Source organism: Polaromonas sp., from assembly GCF_035638815.1.
In the GTDB taxonomy this organism is placed as follows: domain Bacteria; phylum Pseudomonadota; class Gammaproteobacteria; order Burkholderiales; family Burkholderiaceae_C; genus Polaromonas.
Genome location: NZ_DASQZG010000014.1, coordinates 96988 through 118597 on the forward strand (window position 1 = coordinate 96988; position 21610 = coordinate 118597).

The 21610-nt window shown below is 59.1% G+C and carries 18 protein-coding genes; 7 read left to right on the top strand and 11 right to left on the bottom strand.

Annotated features, from left to right (window positions below):
• Positions 1–8: 8 nt before the first annotated feature.
• Genes VE934_RS09185 through VE934_RS09205 form a run of 5 tightly spaced genes read right to left on the bottom strand, consistent with a single transcriptional unit; the run spans position 9 to position 4946 of the window.
• Positions 9–992 (bottom strand): hypothetical protein, encoded by a 984-nt coding sequence (locus tag VE934_RS09185; protein WP_324886626.1) that lies wholly within the window; start codon positions 990–992, stop codon positions 9–11.
• The gene (locus VE934_RS09190) at positions 989–2029 is read right to left on the bottom strand and encodes a polymer-forming cytoskeletal protein (RefSeq protein ID WP_324886628.1); all 1041 of its coding nucleotides are present in this window, start codon (positions 2027–2029) and stop codon (positions 989–991) included. Before VE934_RS09190 ends, VE934_RS09185 begins: the two co-directional genes overlap by 4 nt.
• Positions 2026–3459, bottom strand: coding sequence for a glycosyltransferase family 2 protein (locus VE934_RS09195; RefSeq protein ID WP_324886630.1), 1434 nt, complete (start codon positions 3457–3459; stop codon positions 2026–2028). Before VE934_RS09195 ends, VE934_RS09190 begins: the two co-directional genes overlap by 4 nt.
• Positions 3460–3482: 23 nt before the next feature.
• Positions 3483–4601, bottom strand: a complete 1119-nt coding sequence (gene wecB, locus VE934_RS09200; protein WP_324886632.1) for a non-hydrolyzing UDP-N-acetylglucosamine 2-epimerase — start codon at positions 4599–4601, stop codon at positions 3483–3485.
• Between the two features lie 18 nt (positions 4602–4619).
• On the bottom strand, positions 4620–4946 hold the full coding sequence (locus tag VE934_RS09205) for a hypothetical protein (protein WP_324886634.1): 327 nt from the start codon (positions 4944–4946) through the stop codon (positions 4620–4622).
• A 292-nt stretch (positions 4947–5238) separates the two neighbouring features.
• Here VE934_RS09205 and VE934_RS09210 point away from each other — a divergent pair, with 292 nt between their 5' ends.
• On the top strand, positions 5239–7683 hold the full coding sequence (locus VE934_RS09210) for a sensor domain-containing protein (RefSeq protein WP_324886636.1): 2445 nt from the start codon (positions 5239–5241) through the stop codon (positions 7681–7683).
• Between the two features lie 21 nt (positions 7684–7704).
• Here the strand turns inward: VE934_RS09210 and VE934_RS09215 are convergent, their stop codons facing one another.
• Positions 7705–10728, bottom strand: coding sequence for an L-glutamate gamma-semialdehyde dehydrogenase (locus VE934_RS09215; protein ID WP_324886638.1), 3024 nt, complete (start codon positions 10726–10728; stop codon positions 7705–7707).
• A gap of 94 nt (positions 10729–10822) precedes the next feature.
• On the opposite strand from VE934_RS09215, the gene VE934_RS09220 reads away from it, so the two are divergent.
• Entirely contained in the window at positions 10823–11293 is a 471-nt protein-coding gene (locus VE934_RS09220; RefSeq protein ID WP_414693830.1) for an Lrp/AsnC ligand binding domain-containing protein, read from the top strand.
• 53 nt (positions 11294–11346) lie between these two features.
• Complete coding sequence (locus VE934_RS09225) at positions 11347–11925, top strand: DUF3617 domain-containing protein (protein ID WP_324886642.1); 579 nt, start codon at positions 11347–11349, stop codon at positions 11923–11925.
• Positions 11926–11999: 74 nt separating this feature from the next.
• On the opposite strand, the gene VE934_RS09230 is transcribed toward VE934_RS09225, so the two are convergent.
• Complete coding sequence (locus tag VE934_RS09230; protein WP_324886644.1) at positions 12000–12740, bottom strand: YggS family pyridoxal phosphate-dependent enzyme; 741 nt, start codon at positions 12738–12740, stop codon at positions 12000–12002.
• Positions 12741–12777: 37 nt separating this feature from the next.
• On the opposite strand from VE934_RS09230, the gene VE934_RS09235 reads away from it, so the two are divergent.
• The 3 genes from VE934_RS09235 to VE934_RS09245 all read left to right on the top strand — a co-directional run bounded on the left by VE934_RS09235 (position 12778) and on the right by VE934_RS09245 (position 16147).
• Positions 12778–13821, top strand: coding sequence for a type IV pilus twitching motility protein PilT (locus VE934_RS09235; protein WP_077592542.1), 1044 nt, complete (start codon positions 12778–12780; stop codon positions 13819–13821).
• Between the two features lie 262 nt (positions 13822–14083).
• Complete coding sequence (locus VE934_RS09240) at positions 14084–15220, top strand: PilT/PilU family type 4a pilus ATPase (protein ID WP_324886647.1); 1137 nt, start codon at positions 14084–14086, stop codon at positions 15218–15220.
• 12 nt (positions 15221–15232) lie between these two features.
• Complete coding sequence (locus VE934_RS09245; protein ID WP_324886649.1) at positions 15233–16147, top strand: NAD(P)-dependent oxidoreductase; 915 nt, start codon at positions 15233–15235, stop codon at positions 16145–16147.
• Positions 16148–16190: 43 nt separating this feature from the next.
• Here the strand turns inward: VE934_RS09245 and VE934_RS09250 are convergent, their stop codons facing one another.
• The 4 genes from VE934_RS09250 to VE934_RS09265 form a co-directional block, all read right to left on the bottom strand.
• Positions 16191–16856, bottom strand: coding sequence for a BON domain-containing protein (locus tag VE934_RS09250; protein WP_324886651.1), 666 nt, complete (start codon positions 16854–16856; stop codon positions 16191–16193).
• Complete coding sequence (locus VE934_RS09255) at positions 16856–17452, bottom strand: phosphoheptose isomerase (RefSeq protein WP_324886653.1); 597 nt, start codon at positions 17450–17452, stop codon at positions 16856–16858. Before VE934_RS09255 ends, VE934_RS09250 begins: the two co-directional genes overlap by 1 nt.
• Positions 17453–17591: 139 nt before the next feature.
• Complete coding sequence (locus tag VE934_RS09260; RefSeq protein ID WP_324886656.1) at positions 17592–20102, bottom strand: PAS domain S-box protein; 2511 nt, start codon at positions 20100–20102, stop codon at positions 17592–17594.
• 151 nt (positions 20103–20253) lie between these two features.
• A complete protein-coding gene (locus VE934_RS09265) occupies positions 20254–20706 on the bottom strand; it encodes a YraN family protein (protein WP_324886658.1) in 453 nt (150 codons plus the stop codon).
• Between the two features lie 50 nt (positions 20707–20756).
• Between VE934_RS09265 and rsmI the strand changes: the two genes are divergently transcribed.
• Positions 20757–21602: a 16S rRNA (cytidine(1402)-2'-O)-methyltransferase gene (gene rsmI, locus VE934_RS09270; protein ID WP_324886865.1), complete on the top strand. Its 846-nt coding sequence runs from the start codon at positions 20757–20759 to the stop codon at positions 21600–21602.
• Positions 21603–21610 lie beyond the last annotated feature (8 nt).

Genomic DNA, 21610 nt, shown 5'->3' on the forward strand with positions numbered 1-21610 from the left:
TTCAAAACTTATGCGCAGGCCGCCTTTTCGGAAGCCGGCGTGACTCCTTTGCTCAGCAGGATCTGATACGAAGTCTCGTCCGTGACCGCCCAACGTGAAGAGTGGCGCAGCGGCGCAGCTTCACGCAACCAGCAGCCGGCGCTGGTCTTGTCGTTCTGCCGCACCGCCAGCACGGCGACAAGGCCCCACGGGTAATCTTTCTTGCCCTGATCCAGCCACATCGCGCGGTGATCACGCATCCAGTTCCGGTAGTAGGAGCGTGCGTCGCCGGGGACCAGCGGAAAGTCCACCATCAGGGGGAAAATTTGCGCGACATGATCCGGGTAAAAGGCGGGCTTTTCGGACCGCTGCTCCAGCTGTGTTGACACCAAGAAGCGTTTGTTCACCGGATCCCAAAAGGTATTTTTGATACCTTTGGCCAGCTTGTCAGCCTCTACGGCGCGCCGGGCCTGGTTGTTGTGTGCCTTGAGCGACCACACTTCCAGGTTGTCCATGAAGAGCCCGTGAAGGTACACCGGTGACACCATATAGATCCCGCGGGACGGCTGATAAAGATTGTCGAGCGAAGCCTTGCTGCGAACATAACTTTTCATCAGCGCCGGGTCCTTGTTCAACATGGCCGGCATGGTGTCCAGCAGCTTCATCCACATCGCCAGGAGCGAGTCATCGGCATCTGCCGGTTTGCAGGACACCCACTGCTTGTCAGCGCCCTTGCAGAACCTGTCAAAGGTTCCATCGGGCTTCTGTTTGGGCGCCATCCAGTTCGCAAACTTTTCAGCGGGGGCTTCAATATTCAGCCCGTTTTCGTGCGCCAACAACAGTGCCTGCATGGCAAAGTAAGGGTCGGCCGAATCTCCTCCATGCAGCACACTGATGGCGCCGCTGTCATCCATGTACCCACTGAGTTCCAGGCGTGGCGACGCAGCCGCAAGCGATGTCTGCGCAAACGCCACCACTAAAAAGCAGCGCAGAAGAATCGACTTGAACTTCATGCGGCCTTGACCATTCCGATTTCGTGAGCCCAGAGCGTGCCGTGTACGGTTACGCCATCCTCAACAATGACATTCATGCCGCTAACCGTGGTGGGCGCTTCAGGCAAACCCACAACTGCACTGGCTCCAATCAGGATGTCCCCTTCGGCAACGACCGGACCAACAGCGCGGGAGTCCTTGAAGAGATAAATCCGCTTTTCGCAAGTGATGGCACCCTGCACGCTTGCACGGTGGCCAATACTCACACCGTCACGCGCCTTGATATCGCCAATCACGGTTGTCCCTGCACCAATGGTGAGAAAGCCGGTGACCACGAGAGACCCGCGGTAAACACGTGCGGGAGGGAGCGCGCAGTCGCCACGAATCAGAAACAGCGCGGGGGTTTGCTGAATGGCATCAGGCAGGTCGGCATAACTTTCGGGCGTTTGTTCGTCTTCCGTCGGCGGGGTTGGGCCCGGTTTGACAGTGCCAAAACGCAAAGTCGGCGCATTCAGTCGCTCAAACCAGGCTTCATTGCCCAGTTCGATGGCGGTGCCGGCAGAAACGCGGCGCAGTGCTGCGCTTTTTTGTCCGAGCCTGACCACGCCGTCTGCGTGGGCCCAGTCCTGAATCCTGGCAGAGCCGCCCAGATCAATGTCACCCGTGGCGTACAGCGCGGAGAAAGCAGACTCGGAACCTGCGCGGATGTTGCCATCCACGTACACAGGCTGCACGCTGCTGATGGCGCTGGCGCTGTCGATGCTGCGGCGTGAAATGAGCCGCTTCTTTGCTTTGCCCCAGTCCATGTCCTGCAGCGAGTCATTGACAAAATCAAAGTCCTCGTAACCGGTGGCGTCGCCGCGTCCCAGCTTGGCCGAAACGTCTGCGTGCAAGCGGCGGGCAAAATGGTCAATGTCCGCCGTGTAGTTGGCCGAGACAGGTAGCGCCGCCAGGTCGGTCGGGCGCAACCATTCGCGAAATGCCGGTATGAATGGCAGTGTCAGCAGTAACAGACAGACAACTGCAAACGCGAGATAGGTCATCAGGGAGGGTGTCATGGTTTCACAGCCTTTTCACGGTAACGAATGGTTTTGTCCCAGACCATCTCACGCTTGAGCACGCGGTCCATCATCAGGCTCCAGACAGCGCCGGAGATAGCAAACAGGCTGACCAGAAAGCCAAGCATGTTGAAGGGCAGAAGGCGCAGGCGCCTGCGGTTTCCATCAATCAGCACGGCAACCACAATCTCAAAGAAGGCGGCAAAGTTACCGAGCGTGCCGTAAATCATCAGGGCAAAGATGGGGATCAGTTGCGACAGCAGCGAGCCGGCGTTGGCAAAATACAGCCCCAGCGCCAGGCACCAGCCCAAAAGCATAATGAGCGGAATGACAAATACAAACAGCAGGAGCAGACCGTCAATGCGCTGACCCAGGGTCAGGTAAGGACTGGTTGCAAACTTCCACCAGTAGCGCGCCATCACCTGGTTGTGGCCCTTGGCCCAGCGGGTGACCTGTTTGATACGGACAGGCCATTCCTCAGGCACCTCTTCATAACATTCTGAACGGTTGGTATAGACGGTCTTCCAGCCGTTGAACATCAAACGGAAGGTGATGTCCGTGTCTTCAGCCAGCGTGTCGTCGTGCCAGCCGCCAACAGCTTCCACTGCCGACAAGCGCACGCCGCCCACCGTACCGCCATATTGGGGCATCAGGTTCATGTTCATGCGCGCCTGTTGGTCCACCTGATAACCGGCCGAGCGTTCCAGGTCCAGCATGCGGGTCAGCAAATTGGCGCCACTGTTAACAGGCACCACGCGGCCCATCACGGCGCCGACTTCAGGGTCGAAAAACGGTGCGACCAGCTGCTTGAGCAGGCCGCGACCCGGCACGTAGTCGGCATCAAAAATAATGCAAATGTCACCTTCGGCGAAATGCAGCGCATCTTTCAGCGCCGCAGATTTGCCAGCCTTGCCACTGGTGCGGTGGAAGGGGGAAATGCGTGAGGGGTAACGCGCTACGTAGTCGTCAATGATCGCGCCGGTCGAATCCTTTGAACGGTCATTGACGGGAATGATCTTGAGCTTGTCATGCGGGTAGTCGGTGTTGAGCAGGGCTTCAATACAACCGGAAACCACCTTTTCTTCGTTGTGGGCGGCAATAAACACGGTGATCTGGGGCCAGCTGGCCACCGAGATGTCGATGTACGGATGGCGCTGCTTGCCAGTCAACCGGTTCATGGTGAACATGAAATGACGTATGCCATACAGCGTCATGATGATCACAATAATGAACAGCATCCACGCCATGACTGCCGCAATAGGGTAGTCCTTGAACGTAGGCACCAGTCCACCCGCATCATCAGGTTGCGCAAGGGCCGGTACGGACACCATTAACCAAGCGATTGCTGCAGCCAGCAAAGCGCGGGGTTGTCGCATCAAGTTGGCAGCAAAAGCAAGAAGAGTGCGGAATACAGGGGGAACAGCTTGCATGGTGGGGCTCCTGGAAAAACGAATCAGGCCATTGCAGGCTGCGCCACCGGCTTGGCTGAAGCAAAGCTCTCAGCCAGCACGTCGACAATGCGCCTGGAGGCAGTGCCATCGCCAAACGGATTGCCCGCCTGTGACATGCGTGTATAGGCCTGCACGTCGTTGGTCAGGCGCGTGACCTCGTCCACAATGGCGCGGCGCGTGGGTCCGATGATCAGCGCACAACCCGCTTCCACGGCTTCAGGGCGCTCGGTTTCCTCACGCACCACAAGCACAGGCACGCCGAAGGTCGGTGCTTCTTCTTGCAGACCGCCCGAGTCGGTGACGACCAGCCAAGCGTCCGCCAGGGCTTGCTGCATCTGTGTGTAATCCAGCGGGGCAGTCAGCTTGACATTGGGAATGCCGGCCAGAATTTCATTGACCGGTCCCTTGACGACTGGGTTGAGGTGAACCGGGAAGAGAATCTGCAAATCAGGCTGCTGGCGTGCAATTTCAGCAATGGCCTGGCAGATTTCGGCAACGTCATTGCCCCAATTTTCGCGGCGGTGCACGGTGACCAGCATATGGCCCCGGCCCTCCACCTTGCGCTGGACGCCGCGGTTGGCACATGTCCATTGCTGCGCGTCGATAACCGTGTTGCCGGTCAAATAAATGTGTTCATCGGCAATGCCCTCAGCCTGCAATGCGGCCTGGGAACGCTGTGTTGGGGGAAAGTGAAACCGCGTCAGGCGGCTGATCATCTGGCGCAAGCCTTCTTCGGGGAAGGGGCGGCTGAGGTTGTAGGTGCGAAGACCCGCCTCAACGTGCGCCACGGGCACGCGGTTGTAGAAAGCGGCAAGTGCGCCCTGAAAAGCGCTTTCAGTATCGCCCTGAACAATCACCAGCGACCACTCCTGCTGCGTCATGACGGCTTCCAGCTGCTCCCGGCAACCGGTGCTGAAATCCAGCAGATTGGTGCCGCGACGCTCCAGCGTGATGTCCGCCACCACGTCGAAGCAGTCGAGGATTTGCTGGGCCATGTCGGTGTGTTGACCCGTGTGCAGCCACTTCACGCTCGCCCATGGGGCCTCCTTCAGGGCGTGGTACAGGGGGGCGAGCTTGATGATTTCGGGACGCGTTCCCGAGACGATAAGAATGTTTTTCATGGGGGGGAGTTGGTTTTTTTACTGGGAGAGCGCCCGCTCCTGCGGGGCCGGGTTGCGGGAACTGGATGGCCTGAAAGTGCTGTTATTGGCGTCCCCGGCCTTCAGGTCGACAACAACAACGAGGTCACCGCCGAACCGCCCAACGCCCAGCTCGTTCATGAGCCGACGCTCCTGCTCGGCCGTGTCCATGCGCAAAAAGCACAGAGCCTGGCGCTTGCCCGCCTGGGTGGCGGGCAGGATGTCCAGCCGGGAAAGGGAGCCGAAGCTTGAGCACAGCGCGTGGAGTCTTGGCCGTAGCTCGGTGATGTCGGCGCACTCGGTGAGCCGTTGGTATGGTGTATTCATATAGGTCCAAAGGACTAAAAAAGTTGGGGGACGGCAGCAAGTCTTTACAACTTACGCGGTAAAAGAAATTTAGACATATGGTGCGACGCACCAATGCGGCATAAGCCGAAACAATTTGTAGGACGACTTCGTTAGGGCGCCAAATATGTCAATTTGATGGCTGTGGAGGGCTGTTGGCATGGACTGCTGCAGGTAAGCTCGGGCCAAATCCGGGCCATTGGCCTGGGGCCCCACTACCAGCCTTTTCCTGCTCCTTCCTACGATGTCACCACACAAACCGCTCTCGTCTCCCATGAGGCCCGAAGTCGCGACCCACGCCGCCCTTCACCTGCTCAGCCTGCTTGAAAAGGCTACCCAGACCGGGGCCTGGTCGTTCGAAGTGGCGGACGAAAACATGACGATGTCTCCCCAACTGGAAGCACTTCTGGAGTTGCCGGACGACGCACCGCGGCCCCAGAGCCCCATCGACTTTTATGCGTCGGCGTCGGTTCAGGTCATGACACAGGTACTCGACAGGTGCCGAAATGATGGAGAGGCTTTTGACAGGGAGGTGCAGATCGAGACCGCAGCCGGCAGGCAAATCTGGGTGCGCTCGGTTGGGGACGCAATGCGCGACGCCGGCGGGAACATCGTTCGCCTGCAGGGTGTTTTACTGGACATCACGGAAAAAAAACGCATTGAACACGAAACCCTGGGGGTGACGATGCGGCTGAGCACGACGCTGGCCAGCATCACCGAAGCATTTGCAACTCTGGATCACGAAGGAACCTTCACCTATGTAAGCCCGGAAAGCGAGCGCTTGTTGGGGTGCACCAGCAGGGACCTGCTGGGTAAAACCTTCTGGCATGAGTTGGGTGACGGACAGGGCGGCCGCTTTCGCAGGGACATCACTGAAGCGCTAGCAACCGGGCTCAATGTCGAATTTGAGGAGTGTTATGCCGCAAAGCACAAGTGGCTGGAAGTGCGGGCCTATACCTTCAAGGAAGGACTGGCACTGTATATGCGGGACATCACGGAAAGGCGCCAGGGGCAAGAGCAACTGCTGCTGCTGCAAACCAGTATCTCGCGCCTGAACGACATTGTGCTGATCACCGAGGCCGCGCCTATCGATGCACCGGGGCCGCGCATTGTGTTTGTCAATGATGCGTTTGAACGGCACACCGGCTATACCCGTGAAGAGGTGCTGGGGAAGTCACCGCGCCTGCTGCAGGGCCCGCGTACACAGCGCGAAGAGTTGGCACGGATCCGGACCGCGCTTGAGCAGGCCGAGCCTGTGCTGGCGGAGCTCATCAATTACAAGAAAAACGGGGAGCCTTTCTGGATGAGTCTGGAAATCGTTCCCGTCGACTATTTCAACCGGGGACTGACCCACTGGGTGGCGATTGCACGTGACGTCACCGCGCGCAAAATTGCTGAAGACGAAATTGAGCACCTCGCGTTTTACGACCCATTGACCCGCCTGCCCAATCGGCAGCTTCTGATGGACCGTTTGCAATACGCACTGACACAGAGCGAAGGCAATGCGGAAATCGGGGCTCTGATGTTCATCGACCTGGACAACTTCAAGGTGCTTAATGACACCAAAGGACACGCGACGGGCGACTTGCTGCTGCAAAACGTGGCGCTGCGTTTGTCTGCCTGCCTGCGATTGAGCGACACCGTGGCCCGGCTGGGCGGCGATGAGTTTGTGGTGCTGCTGGAGAATCTGGGAGAAAACCACCAGAGCGCCATGGCGCAGGCACAGATTGTTGCCGAGAAGATTCTGGCCACCGTCGCCGAGCCTTACAACCTCGCCGGCCACCAGCACTACAGCACTTGCAGCATCGGCATCACCGCTTTCACCAAGCGCCACCAGAGCATAGGCGACCTTCTCAAACAGGCGGATCTGGCGATGTACCAGGCCAAAGCCGCAGGGCGCAATGCGGTGTGCTTTTTTGATCCGGCGATGCAGGCGGCGGCAACCGCCAGCGCCTCACTGAGCTCGGAGTTGCGCCTGGGGCTGCGCAACCAGGAGTTCTTGCTGCACTACCAGCCGCAAGTGGGACGCGACGGCGAGATGATTGGCGCTGAAGCACTTATCCGCTGGCAGCATCCCGAGCGCGGACTGGTGTTTCCTGACTTTTTCATCTCGCAGGCTGAAGAAAGCGGTCTCATCATGCCGATGGGTAACTGGGTGCTGGAAACCGCATGCCTTCAATTGGCCCGCTGGGCGGAGCACCCGCGGCGCGAGGCACTCAGCATCTCGGTCAATGTGAGTGCGCGCCAGTTTCGCCATCCCCAGTTTGTGGAGCAGGTGATGAACACCATCCAGAAAACCGGCATCCATGCGCACCGCCTGAAACTGGAGCTGACCGAAAGCCTGCTGGCCTCCGACATGGACGTCACCATTGCCAAAATGAGCATGCTCAAGGACGCTGGCGTTACGCTGTCGATTGACGACTTCGGCATGGGTTATTCAGCCCTCTCCTATTTGAAATACCTGCCCATCGATCAGCTCAAGATCGACCGCACCTTCATCAAGGACGTGCTGACCGACCCCAATGATGCGGCCATCGCCCGCACCATCGTCGGGCTGGCGCAAAGTCTGGGCCTCAATGTCATCGCTGAAGGCGTCGAGACCGAAGCGCAGCGCGAATTTCTGGCCAGGCACGGCTGCCCCAACTACCAGGGCTACCTGTTCTCCAAGCCCCTGCCCATCGACCAGCTGGAAGCTTTCATGGACGGCTTGCCCCTTTAAAGAGGGGCCGTCACTTGAACGTCAAGCGTGTGCACTAAGCAAGGCCACATTGCCACCGGCAGCCGTCGTGTTGACCGTGACGGTTTGCTCCGAGCAGAAGCGGTAGAGATAGTGCGGCCCGCCCGCCTTGGGGCCGGTGCCGCTCAGGCCCTCGCCGCCAAAAGGCTGCACACCCACCACCGCGCCAATCATGTTGCGGTTGATGTAAATGTTGCCCACATGGGCGCCAGCCGCCAGGGCCTGGGCACGGGTGTCGATGCGGGTCTGGGTGCCCAGTGTGAGGCCATAACCCAGTGCATTGATCTGATCAATCACCGCCTCGGGGGCGCTATTCCAGCGCACGATGTGCAGCACCGGGCCAAATATCTCCTGCGTGACATCGGCAATACGCGCAACTTCCACCGCGAAAGGCGGAACCAGGTTGGGCATTTGATTTGCTTCTGAATTGATAGCAATTTTCGCCCGAATTTCAAGGGCTGAGGGCCGATTTGACTGTGAACTCAAACGCGCAACGTGCTGGACAATGCCGTTAAAAGCCTCGCGGTCAATGACCGGACCGACATCGGTTGCCAGATCAGCCGGATCGCCCAGCACCAGTTCCTGCACGGCGCCACCAATCATGGCAATCACCGCGTCGGCAATCCCCTCGTGCAGACACAACAAACGCAGCGCGGAACAACGCTGGCCGGCTGAGCGGAAGGCGCTTTGCACCACGGCGTCCACCACCTGCTCAGGCAAGGCGGTGCTGTCCACCAGCATGGCGTTGATGCCGCCGGTCTCGGCAATCAGCGGCACGATGGGGCCGTCTTTGGCAGCCAGCGCGCGGTTGATGATCCTGGCGACCTGGGTGGAGCCGGTGAAGACGACGCCAGAGATGCCCGGCGCCGCGACCAGCGCCGCGCCCACGGTTTCACCCGGTCCGTGCAGCAGTTGCAAGGCGCCTTCGGGCACGCCGGCGGCGTGCAGCAGTTTCACCGCGGCCAGGGCCACGCCCGGCGTCTGTTCGGCCGGCTTGGCCAGCACAGCGTTGCCGGTGGCCAAAGCGGCAGCAATCTGGCCGGTAAAAATCGCCAGCGGAAAATTCCAGGGGCTGATACACACCCAGACACCACGGGCGCTAAGGCGCAGCTCATTGGTTTCACCCGTGGGGCCGGGCAGGCTGATTGGCTGCATGATGCGCTCGGCTTCATTGGCGTAGTAGCGCAAAAAGTCAATCGCTTCACGGACTTCAGACACCGCGTCGCCCCAGGTCTTGAAGGCCTCTTTAACCAGCAGCGCACAGAAGTGCGGCATCTGCTGCTGCATCGCATCTGCGGCGCGGCGCAAAACCGCAGCGCGTTCAGCCACCGGCACTTTGCTCCATTTTTGATAGCTACTTGCGCCCGTAGTTATTGGGCCAGCGACTGATTTGGCATCAAACTCCGGCACAACAGGCACTTGCGCAGTCTTCAGGGCTGCCAGCAAGGGTGCACGCATGTTTTCCACGGTCAGGTCCAGCCCCTGGCTGTTCAACCGGTCCGGGCCGTACAACAAGGGCGGCAGGGGAAGGGACGTCTCTGATTCCAGGCGCAACGGGGAAGTCAGCAGCAGGTCCATGCCCACGGACTCGTCGGCCAGCTGATGCACAAAGGACGAGTTGGCGCCGTTTTCGAGCAGACGGCGAACCAGGTAGGCCAGTAAATCGCGGTGCGCGCCAACCGGTGCGTAGACGCGGCAGGCGATCCCCGGGTTCTTCATGACCTCGCGGTAAATACCTTCGCCCATGCCGTGCAGGCGCTGCAACTCAAACTGCGAGGTGGCGCCCACGTCTGTGGTTTTAGTGCGTGAAGCCATTTGCAGGATCGCCGCGATTGTTCCGGCGTTGTGCCCGGCAAACTGCGGGTAAATCGCGTCGGGCGCGTTCAACAAAGCCTGCGCGCAAGCGAGGTATGACACATCGGTGTGGTGCTTGTGGGTGAACACAGGGTAATGCGGCAGCCCCAGCTCCTGGGCACGCTTGATTTCAAAATCCCAATACGCGCCCTTGACCAGGCGGCACATCAAACGCAGCTTGTATTTGCGGCCGATGCTGATGACGTGTTCGATCACGTCGAGAGCCCGGGTCTGGTAGGCCTGCAAGGCCAGACCAAACCCGCGCCAGTTGGGGTGGTGCTCGGCGACCAAAGCGGCAAGCGCTTCAAACACTTCCAGCGACAACTCCAGCCTGTCGACCTCTTCAGCGTCGATGGTCAGGTTGATATTGGCAACTGCGGCCTGTTTGCACAGCCCCCAGACGCGTGGCACCAGTTCGGCCATCACGCGGGCGTGCTGGGCATCCTCGTAACGCGGGTGTAGCGCGCTGAGCTTGATGGATATGCCGTCATTCTGCTCACACGCCCTTGCTGCATCGGCGGTAACAGCTATTGATTTAATAGCATTTTCATAACTCGCCAGGTAGTGCAGCGCATCGGCATCGGTGCGGGCGCCTTCTCCCAGCATGTCGTAGCTGAATCTGAGGTTGGCAACTTGTTTTCGGCTGCTGTTCGCCTCTTTCATGGCTTCGTTAATGGTCTGCCCCAGCACAAACTGGCGGCCCAGCAACTGCACCGCGCGCAGGGTTGCGGCCACCACGGTGTGGGCGCCCAGCTTGCTCATGATGCTGCTCTGCCCGCCCTCTGGCAAAAACTTTTTCGACAGGGCAATCGCAGAGGCCGACAGGCGGGCCATGGCACCGTCACTTGCCGTGGCAAAGTCGGCGCGGCCCAGCTGGTCAGCCGTCAACGCGATGGCAGTTTCTGCATCGGGCACACGCAACAAAGCCTCGGCCAGGCGCATGAGTGCCAGCCCCTCTGCGCTGGAAATCGGGTACTCCTTGAGCAGGCTTTCCATGGCCCAAAAAGGCGGCGGGTTGTCGCGCACGGCCTGTACCCAGGGTTGGGCCAAAACCGAGGCACTGGCCCAATCAAGCGCCCCCTCCAGGCCTTTCAGGTAGCTGGAAACAATGGCGGCCTCTGGGCGGTAGGGATCGGGAAGGCGTTGCTGGCGGGACATTTGAGAAAACTCCATGGGAAGGTGAATCTCTGTATCTTGTCTTGCCGTTTGTCGAATTTGACGCTAAATTTATCAACAATTACAGAATAAATCACTACCAATGAGCGAAATGGCAAGCACCCTTGACCGAATTGACCTGAAGATTTTGAATCTTCTGCAAAACGACGGCCGCATCTCCAACCTCAAACTGGCCGAAAGCGCGGGCCTGTCGCCCACAGCTGTTCTGGCACGCGTGCAACGGCTGACGCGCGACGGCTACATCCTGGGCTACGAGGCCAGGCTCAACCCGTTGCAACTGGGCGCCGGCATGATGGTGTTTGTAGAAGTGCTGCTCGACAGAACGACGGCCAACGTGTTTGATGCCTTCAAGGCAGCGGTGCAGGTCTACCCCGAGATCATGGAGTGCCACATGGTGGCCGGCGGCTTTGACTATCTCCTCAAGACCCGCATGGCCGACATGGCCGCCTACCGCAACTTTGCCGGGACGGTGTTGTGGCAACTGCCGGGCGTGCGGGAAACACGAACCTATGCCGTGATGGAAGAGGTAAAAAGCACCACGCGGCTGGCGCTGGGGGTCTAAACTCGCAAGCGCACCATCGTTGCCTGATCATTCCCACCTTCCGGAGGACGCCCGTGAATCACTTTTCATTCCACCGTTTATCCACCGCTTGCGCGGCCTCGTTGTGCGGCTTGTTTCTGGTGGCGCAGCCCGCGCTGGCTCAAAACCTGAAGCCCGGGCTGTGGGAGATCAACAACAAGATGCAAAGCGGATCGGGCCAACTTGAGAAAGGCATGGCGGAGATGCAAAAACAAATGGCAGCCATGCCGCCCGAGCAACGCAAGATGATGCAGGACATGATGGCCAAGCAGGGCGTATCCATGGGCACCAGCACACCCGGCAATATGGTCGCCAAAATCTGCATGACCAAAGAGATGGCCGAGCGCAACGAACTTCCTGCGCAGCAGGGCGACTGCAAAAGCACCACCTCGCCGCGCACAGGCAACACCATGAAGATGTCGTTTGTCTGCACCCAGCCCCCATCCAGCGGCGAGGGTCAGGTTACCTTCGTCAGCCCCGAGGCCTACACCATGAAGATGGCGATGAAAACGACTGTGCAGGGCAAGCCGGAAACCATGACCATGGACGGCGGTGGCAAGTGGCTGTCAGCTGACTGCGGCGCCATCAAACCGCTGGCTGTCCCCAAGAAGTAATCTGCGCTACGCGTCCGTTCGGGCTGAGCTTGCCGAAACCAGGCCCGAGCACAACGAAGAGCCCTTCGACAAGCTCAGGGCGAACGGCTTCCGAAGATGGCACTGCCAATCCGCACCATGGTGCTTCCGGAATGAATGGCAGCTTCCAGATCTGCCGTCATGCCCATCGACAAGGTGTCCATGGCCTTTGGCAGCACGTCAGCCATATTGATTTGATCAAAAAGGTCTTTGGCCCTTCTGTGGACGGCGCAGGCAGCTACGAAATCAATAGCAGCCTCAGGGATGGACATGAGCCCGCGCAGCTGCAACCGCGGCAAACATGCCACTTCTGCCGCCAGCGCCAGGGCTTCCTCTGGCGTCACGCCCGACTTGGTCGGGCCACCATCTATATTGACCTGAAGACACACCTGCAACGGCGGTAAATCATCGGGACGCTGGTCGTTGAGACGCTGCGCGGTTTTGAGTTTGTCGACCGATTGAACCCAGTCAAAGTGGGCCGCGACCAGGCGTGTCTTGTTGCTTTGAACGGGGCCGATGCAATGCCATTCGGTAGGGCTCGACAACGGCCCCGGCAGTGGGGCGGATCGGCTTTCGCCTTCCCATTCGCGCACCATCAATATCTTCTCCACCCCTTCCTGAATGTAGTTTTCACCAAACATCTGTTGCCCGGCGCCCACGGCTTCCATCACATCTTCCGGCCCGAATGTCTTGGAAACAGCCAGCAAACGCACGCCTGCGGGATCGCGGCCTGCCGCTGCACAGGCCGCCGCAATACGGGCATGCACGGCTTGGAGATTGTCAACAATCGTGGTCATAATCGAACTGTAAACCTAGATCAGAGGAACTCCCGGGATGGACATTACCCAACTGCTGGCTTTTAGCGTCAAGAACAAGGCTTCTGACCTTCACTTATCAGCCGGCTTGCCGCCCATGATCCGGGTACACGGGGATGTGCGGCGAATCAACGTCGACCCGCTGGACCACAAACAGGTTCACGCCATGGTGTACGACATCATGAACGACACCCAGCGCAAAAACTACGAAGAGTTTCTGGAAATTGACTTCTCTTTTGAGATCGACGGCCTCGCCCGCTTTCGGGTTAACGCCTTTAACCAGAACCGAGGCGCAGGCGCCGTGTTCCGGACCATCCCGTCGAAGATTTTGACGCTTGAGCAGCTCAACGCACCCAAGATTTTTGGCGACCTCGCCATGAAACCGCGCGGCATGGTACTGGTCACCGGCCCCACCGGATCGGGCAAGTCGACCACGCTGGCGGCGATGGTCAACTACCTGAACGAAACCGAGTACGGCCACATCCTCACGGTAGAAGACCCCATTGAGTTTGTGCATGAGTCGAAAAAGTGCCTGATCAACCAGCGCGAAGTCGGCCCGCACACGCTGAGCTTCAGCGCCGCACTGAAGTCCGCGCTGCGGGAAGACCCGGACGCGATTCTGGTCGGCGAGATGCGCGATCTGGAAACCATTCGCCTGGCCATGACTGCCGCGGAAACCGGCCACCTGGTTTTTGGCACGCTGCACACATCAAGTGCCGCCAAAACCATTGACCGGATCATTGACGTGTTTCCCGCTGAAGAAAAAGACATGATCCGCGCGATGTTGTCCGAGTCCCTGCAGGCGGTGATTTCGCAAACCCTGTGCAAAACCAAGGACGGTCAGGGCCGCGTGGCGGCGCACGAAATCATGCTGGGCACCAGCGCCATCCGCAACTTGATTCGCGAAGCCAAAGTGGCGCAGATGTACTCATCCATCCAGACCGGCAACAGCGTGGGTATGCAGACGCTGGACCAGAATTTGACCGACCTGGTCAAACGCAACGTGATTTCTGCGGCCGAAGCCCGCGGCAAGGCAAAAATTCCCGAGAACTTCCCAGGCTGAACATGTTGCCCCCACGGTCGCTCACTGCGTGTAGCTCCCTGCCCCCCGAGGGGGCCGCTGCGCCTGCGGTCTGGCAAAGCCTGTCCCGCGGCCCCGGCTTGACTAACGAGCCGGCTCAGTCATCGCTCGTCTCCGAATTGTCATCCCGGACTCGATCCGGGATCCATGCACCATGCACCACGATCGGTCCTGTGCATCATGGATTGCGGGACAAACCCACAATGACAACCGCCCCCACGCCCTAATCTGAAAAGGCTTCTTCATGGAACGCGACCAGGCCAGTAAATTCATCAATGACCTTCTCAAGCTGATGGTGGGGCGCAATGGCAGCGACTTGTTCATCACCGGCGACTTTCCGCCCGCCATGAAAGTGGACGGCAAAGTCACCAAGGTTTCGCCGCAACCGCTCAACGCGGGCCACACGCTCGCGCTGGCACGCGCCATCATGAACGACAAGCAGGCATCTGAATTTGAGCGCACGAAAGAGTGCAACTTCGCCATTTCCCCGCCTGGCATTGGCCGGTTTCGTGTCAATGCATTTATTCAGCAAGGCAAGGTCGGGATGGTGATGCGGGTGATTCCCGCCGTGCTGCCGACGATTGACGGCCTGGGCGTGCCGCAGGTGCTCAAGGATGTGGTGATGTCCAAGCGCGGCCTGTGCATCCTGGTCGGAGCCACTGGCTCCGGCAAATCCACCACACTGGCTGCGATGGTCGACTGGCGCAACGAAAACTCCTATGGTCACATCATCACCATTGAAGATCCGGTGGAGTTTGTGCACCCGCACAAAAACTGCGTGGTGACACAGCGTGAAGTGGGCCTGGATACCGACAGCTGGGAAGCCGCCCTGAAAAACACGTTGCGCCAGGCGCCCGACGTGATTTTGATGGGCGAGGTGCGCGACCGTGAAACCATGGAACACGCGGTAGCTTTTGCTGAGACCGGCCACCTCTGCCTGTGCACCCTGCACGCCAACAGCGCCAACCAGGCACTCGACCGCATCATCAATTTCTTCCCCGAAGAGCGCCGCGCGCAGTTGCTGATGGACTTGTCCCTCAACATGAAAGCCATGATCTCGCAGCGCCTGGTGCCCAAACAGGACAGCAAGGGCCGCGTGGCCGCGGTTGAAGTGATGCTGAACACGCCACTGATTTCCGATCTGATCTTCAAGGGTGAAGTCTCCGAGATCAAGGAGATCATGAAGAAGAGCCGCAACCTGGGCATGCAGACATTCGACCAGGCGCTGTTCGACGCCTTCGAGGCCAACATGATCACGTATGAAGACGCTCTGCGCAACGCGGACTCGGTGAATGACCTGCGGCTGCAGATCAAGCTCAACTCGCAGCGCGCCAAAACGCAGGACTTGTCTGCGGGCACCGAGCACATGTCCATCGTTTAACAGATAGCCTTGATGTCCTCAACCAACCCTAAAACCTACGAGTCCGCCCCGCCCTGCAAGGTTGCCTTTCTGGGGCTCGGCGTGATGGGTTATCCCATGTCCGGCCACCTCGCGCTGGCTGGGCACAGCGTGACGGTCTACAACCGGACCGCCGCCAAAGCAGTCGCGTGGAGCAAGGAATACGCACAAACCAAAGCGCCAAAACACGCGACGACACCACGCGAAGCAGCGCAAGAAGCGGACATCGTGTTTTGCTGCGTGGGTAACGACGATGATTTGCGCGGGGTGACCCTGGGGAAGGACGGCGCCTTTGCGGGCATGAAACCCGGCGCGGTTTTTGTCGATCACACGACCGCATCCGCAAATGTGGCGCGGGAGCTGTATGCAGTTGCCAAAGAGCTCAAACTGCATTTCGTGGATGCGCCTGTTTCGGGGGGTCAGGCCGGTGCGCAAAACGGCATGCTCACCGTCATGTGCGGCGGAGATGCGGCAGCGTTTGATGCCGTCCAACCAGCAGGTATGGCTTTTTCAAAAGCGTTTACCTTGATGGGTGCCAGCGGCGCGGGTCAACTGACAAAAATGGTGAACCAGATTTGTATTGCCGGCTTGGTGCAAGGCCTCAGTGAAGCGGTTGCCTTCGGCCAGAAAGCCGGACTGGACATGAACCAGGTGCTGGACGTCATTGGCAAAGGCGCCGCGCAAAGCTGGCAACTCGACAACCGCGGCAAGACCATGGTCGCCGACAAGTTTAACTTTGGTTTCGCCGTTGACTGGATGCGCAAGGATCTGGGCCTGGTGCTGGATGAAGCCAAGACCAATGGTGCGCGACTACCGGTTACTGCACTGGTGGACCAGTTCTATGCGGATGTTCAGGCCATGGGCGGCCAACGCTGGGACACCTCCAGCCTGATCAAGCGTCTGAAATAAAAAAGCCGGGAACACCCGGCTTTTTTTATGACAACCCGCGCCTTCAGGACGCAGCGGGAGGTGCAGCCGGCGCCGGGGCACCACGTGAAGGCAGCAGGCGACGCAGCTCTTCCTCGCTGATGATTTCCAGAATACGCACCACCCTTTGCACGCCGCGTGCGCTGCGAGCCACTTCCGTGGCCCGGTCCGCCTCACGCTGGGTTACGCGGCCCATCAGATAAACCGTGCCGCGCTCGGTGGTCACCTTGAAGGCATTGGCAAACAAATCCCGGCTGTCAATCAGCAGCGCCTTGACCTGACCGGTGATCAGCACGTCAGACGATCGCTGCACCAGGGTCGGGCTGTTGATGATGGCCAGCTCGTTGACCACACCCGTGACGTTCTCCACCTTGGCCACCACCTGCTCAACCAGCTGTTTGTCCTGTTCGTTAAGGACCTCGCCGGTGAGCAATACCTGGCGGTTGTAGCTGGTGACATTGACACGGGCCCGGCTGCCAATGGCGTCGCGCAACCGGCTCATGGCGCGCAATTCAATGCCTTCGTCTTCCAGTTGGGCGCCGGACGTGCGGCGATCAATGGCCACCAGCGCACCGGCCGCAGCACCGCCCAGCACCAGCGGGAAGCAGGCCGTGAGGCTGCCGCCCAGTACAGTCGCAGCACCAGCCACCAACAGCAGCCGTTTGATTGAAGTGATTCGTTGGGTTTTCATTAGGTGTTTTCCTGATCGCCAAGTAATTGGGCATCGACGCCATCACAAATACAGTGAAGGGTCAGAAGATGAACCTCCTGGATGCGTGCCGTGCGGTCGTGCGGCACACAGATATGCACGTCGGTCTCGCGCAGGGCCGCCGTAATTTTCCCGCCGCCCCTGCCAGTCAGCGCCACAACGGTCATCTCCCGCTCATGGGCGGCCTCGATGGCCGCCAGTATGTTGGCTGAATTTCCGCTGGTGCTCAGCGCCAGCAAGACATCTCCGGCGCCGCCCAGGCCTCGCACCTGCTTGGAAAAAATCACGCTGAAATCGTAGTCATTGCCAATGGCGGTGAGGATGGAGCTGTCGGTGGTCAGCGCGATCGCGCCGAGTTCGGGCCGCTCTCGCTCAAAACGCCCAATAAACTCCGCAGCGAAATGCTGCGCATCCGCTGCAGACCCGCCGTTGCCGCACGCCAGGACTTTGCCTCCGCTGGTCACGCTGGCAAGAATCGCCTGCACTGCTGCCGCGATAGGCTTGGACAGGATCTGGGCCGCCTGGTACTTCAGGTCAGCGCTATCAATAAAGTGTTGTTCAATGCGTTGTTCGAGCATGGGCCAATGATAGCGGGTCAAATTTTCCCAACTAACAATTAGCACTGATCCCTAACAATTAGGAGCAATTTCAATCGCCTACGCACACCCTGGCCATGGAACGCAACAGACGCGGTACTGAATTCACCGCAGGGCACATCTATTCAAGAGAAGAATCGGCAGCCTGCAGCTCTGTCTTATGTTGGGGCCCGATCTGACCAGGCTTCGAACTTGCCGGCTCGTCGCTTCGGGAAGTTGCTCTTGCACCCCGAGCCTCTTCTCCCAGCGTGAAATAAAAAGTGGTGCCTTCGTCAAGAACAGACTCAGCCCAAATCTTGCCGCCGTGTCGCAGGATGATCCGGCTTACAGTCGCCAAACCAATGCCACTTCCTGAGAACTCATCAACCGAGTGGAGCCGCTGAAACGGAATAAAAAGCTTGTCCCTGAACGCCATGTTGAAGCCAGCCCCGTTATCGCGGACGTAGTAGACGGCGCCTTCGACCGGATCCAGATTGCAACCCACGAGAATTTCCCGCCTGTCCTTTTTGGAGCTGAATTTCCAGGCATTGGCGATCAGGTTCTCGAGAACTTCCTGCAGCAGGGACGCGTCACCCCTGACCACCATACCCTCTTGCACCTCCAGCCGAAGCAAACCGCTTGTCTCATCTTCGCTGTGTTGATGCAGAATTTTTCGGGCTTCGGCACTGAGGTCGACATTGACCCATCGAATATCTGTACGGGACAGTTGAGCCAGCGCCAAAAGGCCGTCCGTTAGCTCCCCCATTCGCCGCACCCCCGCCCGTATGCGATCCAGATATGCGCGGCCCCGCGGTAGCGTTTCGGGAGAAACCGCCTTTTCCAGCAAGGTGCAGAATCCGTCGATGGTGATCAAGGGGGAGCGTAAATCATGGGCAACAGAGTATGAAAACGCCTCCAGCTCCTTGTTTGCTGCCTCCAACTCCTTTGTTCTTTGATAAACGCGATTTTCGAGTTCCACATTAAGGCGTGCGACCTCCCTTTCGGCAATCTTGCGCTTGGTTATGTCGGCCATCGACACGACGTACCCTGCGACGGTTGACGAAGCGCCATTGCCGTTGTTTTCAAAGATGGGTTGCACATTCACAGAGGTCCACAGCAGACTGCCGTCAGGTCTGCGAAGGCAGATGACCTCATTGGAAACCGTGCGCCCGGTGCTGACCGCTTTCGCCCCGGGACGCTTTTCCGGGGATAGGGGGTGGCCGTCATCATCAAGCACCTGCCAATCCGGGGCCATCAAAACCTGACCCCTGACCTGCTCGGCCGTTTTGCCAAACATGCGCTCTGCGCTGGCATTGCAGTCGACAATTCTCTGGTTTGCATCACGCAGGACAACACCCTCGGCCAAAGCGCCCACCAGGGTGCGAAAGCGCGATTCGCTTAAGCGTAGCGCCGCCTCTGCCGCGTTGCGGGCTGTGATATTCGTTCCCACCCCTCTGTATCCGCGGAATTCGCCATCGTCCCCATACACCGGCTCACCGCTGATGGACAAAGCCACCATCCCCCCGTTCGGCTCCTCCCGCTCATATTCGAAATCCTTGAACGTTGCGTGCCGCTGAAGATCAGCACGATGTTTGTTCCATAAATCGGCGTTCTTCTCGCCAGGGTCTATTTCCCACCGGGTCTTTCCAATGAAGTCCCCGATTACATTTCTGGCCTGAGGGGTCAAACCACCAGACAATATGGTGAATCTGAAGTCGGTATCTGTCTCCCAATACCAGTCTGCTGACAATCTCGTCAGACTCTCGAACCGTCTTTCGCTTTGAACCAGACGCCGCTGGGCGGTCAGCTGCTCGCTGACTTCCTCAGATGCAACCAATACCCCTTCCAGAACACCCTGCGAATTACTGATGGGCAATTTCCGGACGCGGACATCGAGGGCACCTTTGGATCGACTCCAAACGCGACAGCTTTGCAAGTCCGTCGCGTCAGCCGCTTGCGCGGGTTCAAGCGCATCGTCATCCAGACTTTGGCCGGGCGGGGCGGCACACAAATTCGGGAAACTTTTTCCAAGCGCATCATCACGGGGTATCCCGTAAAGATCTTCAGCAGCCCTGTTCCAGCCAGCCACCCTGTCGTTCTGCCCTGGCGTTTCCAAATGGCAAGCGATAGGAAGGTTTTTAATTACCGCTTCCATCAGGCAAATGGGCCCCTCGTTCCATCCTGACGCTGGCGTGCCTGTCTCAAGAATGCGTGCCGTTCCACGGTAGCCGGTAAAGGTCCCTGCATCATCGAACAGTGGCACCCCGGCAATCGAAAATCGTCTGCGCACGCCATCAGGGGACATGCACTCATATTCGAAGTCCTTGAACGGCTCATGCGCGTTCAGCACTTCCCTGTGTTTCTCCCAGGGCGCACTCAACGCGACACTTCCGGGAAGCTCCCACCGGGCAAGACCTGCAGCCGCCTGCTCCGGGCCAAAAGCACTCCCGCCATCGCGGAGCAGGGCGAACGGCTCCGTAAATCGATGGAGATTGTCTTGCTGCCAACTCCAGTCCCCGGACATCGCCGCCAAACGGCGCAACGCACTAACCTCGTTGACAAGGTCTTTCAGCGCACCCCTTTCTTCCCCCATCACATCGGGGTGTTCGGTCATAAGTTGATCAAAAAAAGCTGAGCCGAAATCACGCTTCATCACACTGACTCCAATTCAGAAACCTCAGGGTATACGCTGACCATATACGGTGGCGGACTGGCGGAGGTTGGCATTAACCCTCAAATATGACGGGGCGCAAACGCGTAGTTACAAATGGCACAGGAGACCCCGTTGGAAAACGCTGATTTGATCAGTCCGCCTCGAAAGCGCCGCGCAGCCATTCGATGGTTGGCACATCGGTGGAACGAAGGCCACCTTGTACGAGGACAACATCAAACCGGCACGGCGGCGGACTGGCATAACGCATGAGATAGTGGCGCGCCGCAAAAACAAGCCGCCGCTGCTTGACCGTGCCTATGCTTGCCCCCGCACCACCATGCTGACTGCTTTTGCGGTGGCGGACTTCCACAAACACCAGGGTGCCCTCCTTGTCGCACATGATGAGGTCCACCTCGCCACCACCCCGCCCCGGCGTTCGATAATTGGCCTCAACGCGCCGCAAACCCGCTTTGACCAGATGTGTCAAGGCCAGAGATTCAGCGGCGTCACCGAGGCGCTTGGTGGTAATCTGACCAGGCTGCGCGGCTGCGCTGGGCGTGGCCGCGCTGGGCAAATTTGCAACCTGTTTTCTGGAAAAACACATTGAACGCTTCCTTCGACCTTGCACTGCCCGCGGCCCGTGCCGCAGCAGGCATGCAGCATTATCCCGAAGCAACACTGTATGTGGTGGCGACGCCGATAGGCAATCTGTCCGACATCAGCCTGCGTGCCTTGCATGTGCTGCAGCTGGTTCACGCCATAGCCTGCGAAGACACACGCCATACCCAAACCTTGCTGCGGCAGTACTGCATCGACAAGCCCCTGCTGGCTGTCCATGAACACAACGAAGCGGAGGCCGCGCTGCTGGTGATTGAGCGGCTTCAGCGCGGTGAACGGGTCGCCTACGTGAGCGATGCCGGCACCCCGGCGGTGAGCGACCCGGGTGCCCGGCTGGTGGCTGCCGTGCGCGCTGCGGGCCTGGCCATCATGCCTTTGCCTGGCGCAAGCAGTGTCACCGCAGCATTAAGCGTGGCTGGCATCGGTGGTGGATCCGGCTTTGCCTTTGCGGGCTTTCTTCCTTCAAAGGCCGGCGAAAGGGATTTGGCCGTAAAGGCCCTGCAAGCAGACCCCCGTGCCGTGGTTATCCTGGAAGCGCCGCATCGCATTGAAGCCCTTGCCAGGGCGATGGCGCTGCTGGGGTCAAGGCAACTCACCGTGGGTCGGGAGCTGACCAAACAGTTTGAAGAGATCGCCACGATTGCTGCGCAGGACTTCAGCGCCTGGCTAGCTGGCAGCAACCAGCGGCTTCGCGGTGAGTTTGTGCTGGTGTTGCACCCCGGCGAGGCAGATGTTGTTCACGATGACAGCGGCCGGGTTTTGCAGCTGCTGCTGGCCGAGCTGCCGCTGAAAACCGCTGTAAAGCTTGCAGCTGAAATCACAGGCGCTTCGCGCAACGAGCTGTACGAGGCTGCGCTGCAGCTAAAAAACGGCCAGGCCTAGGGGTTGCC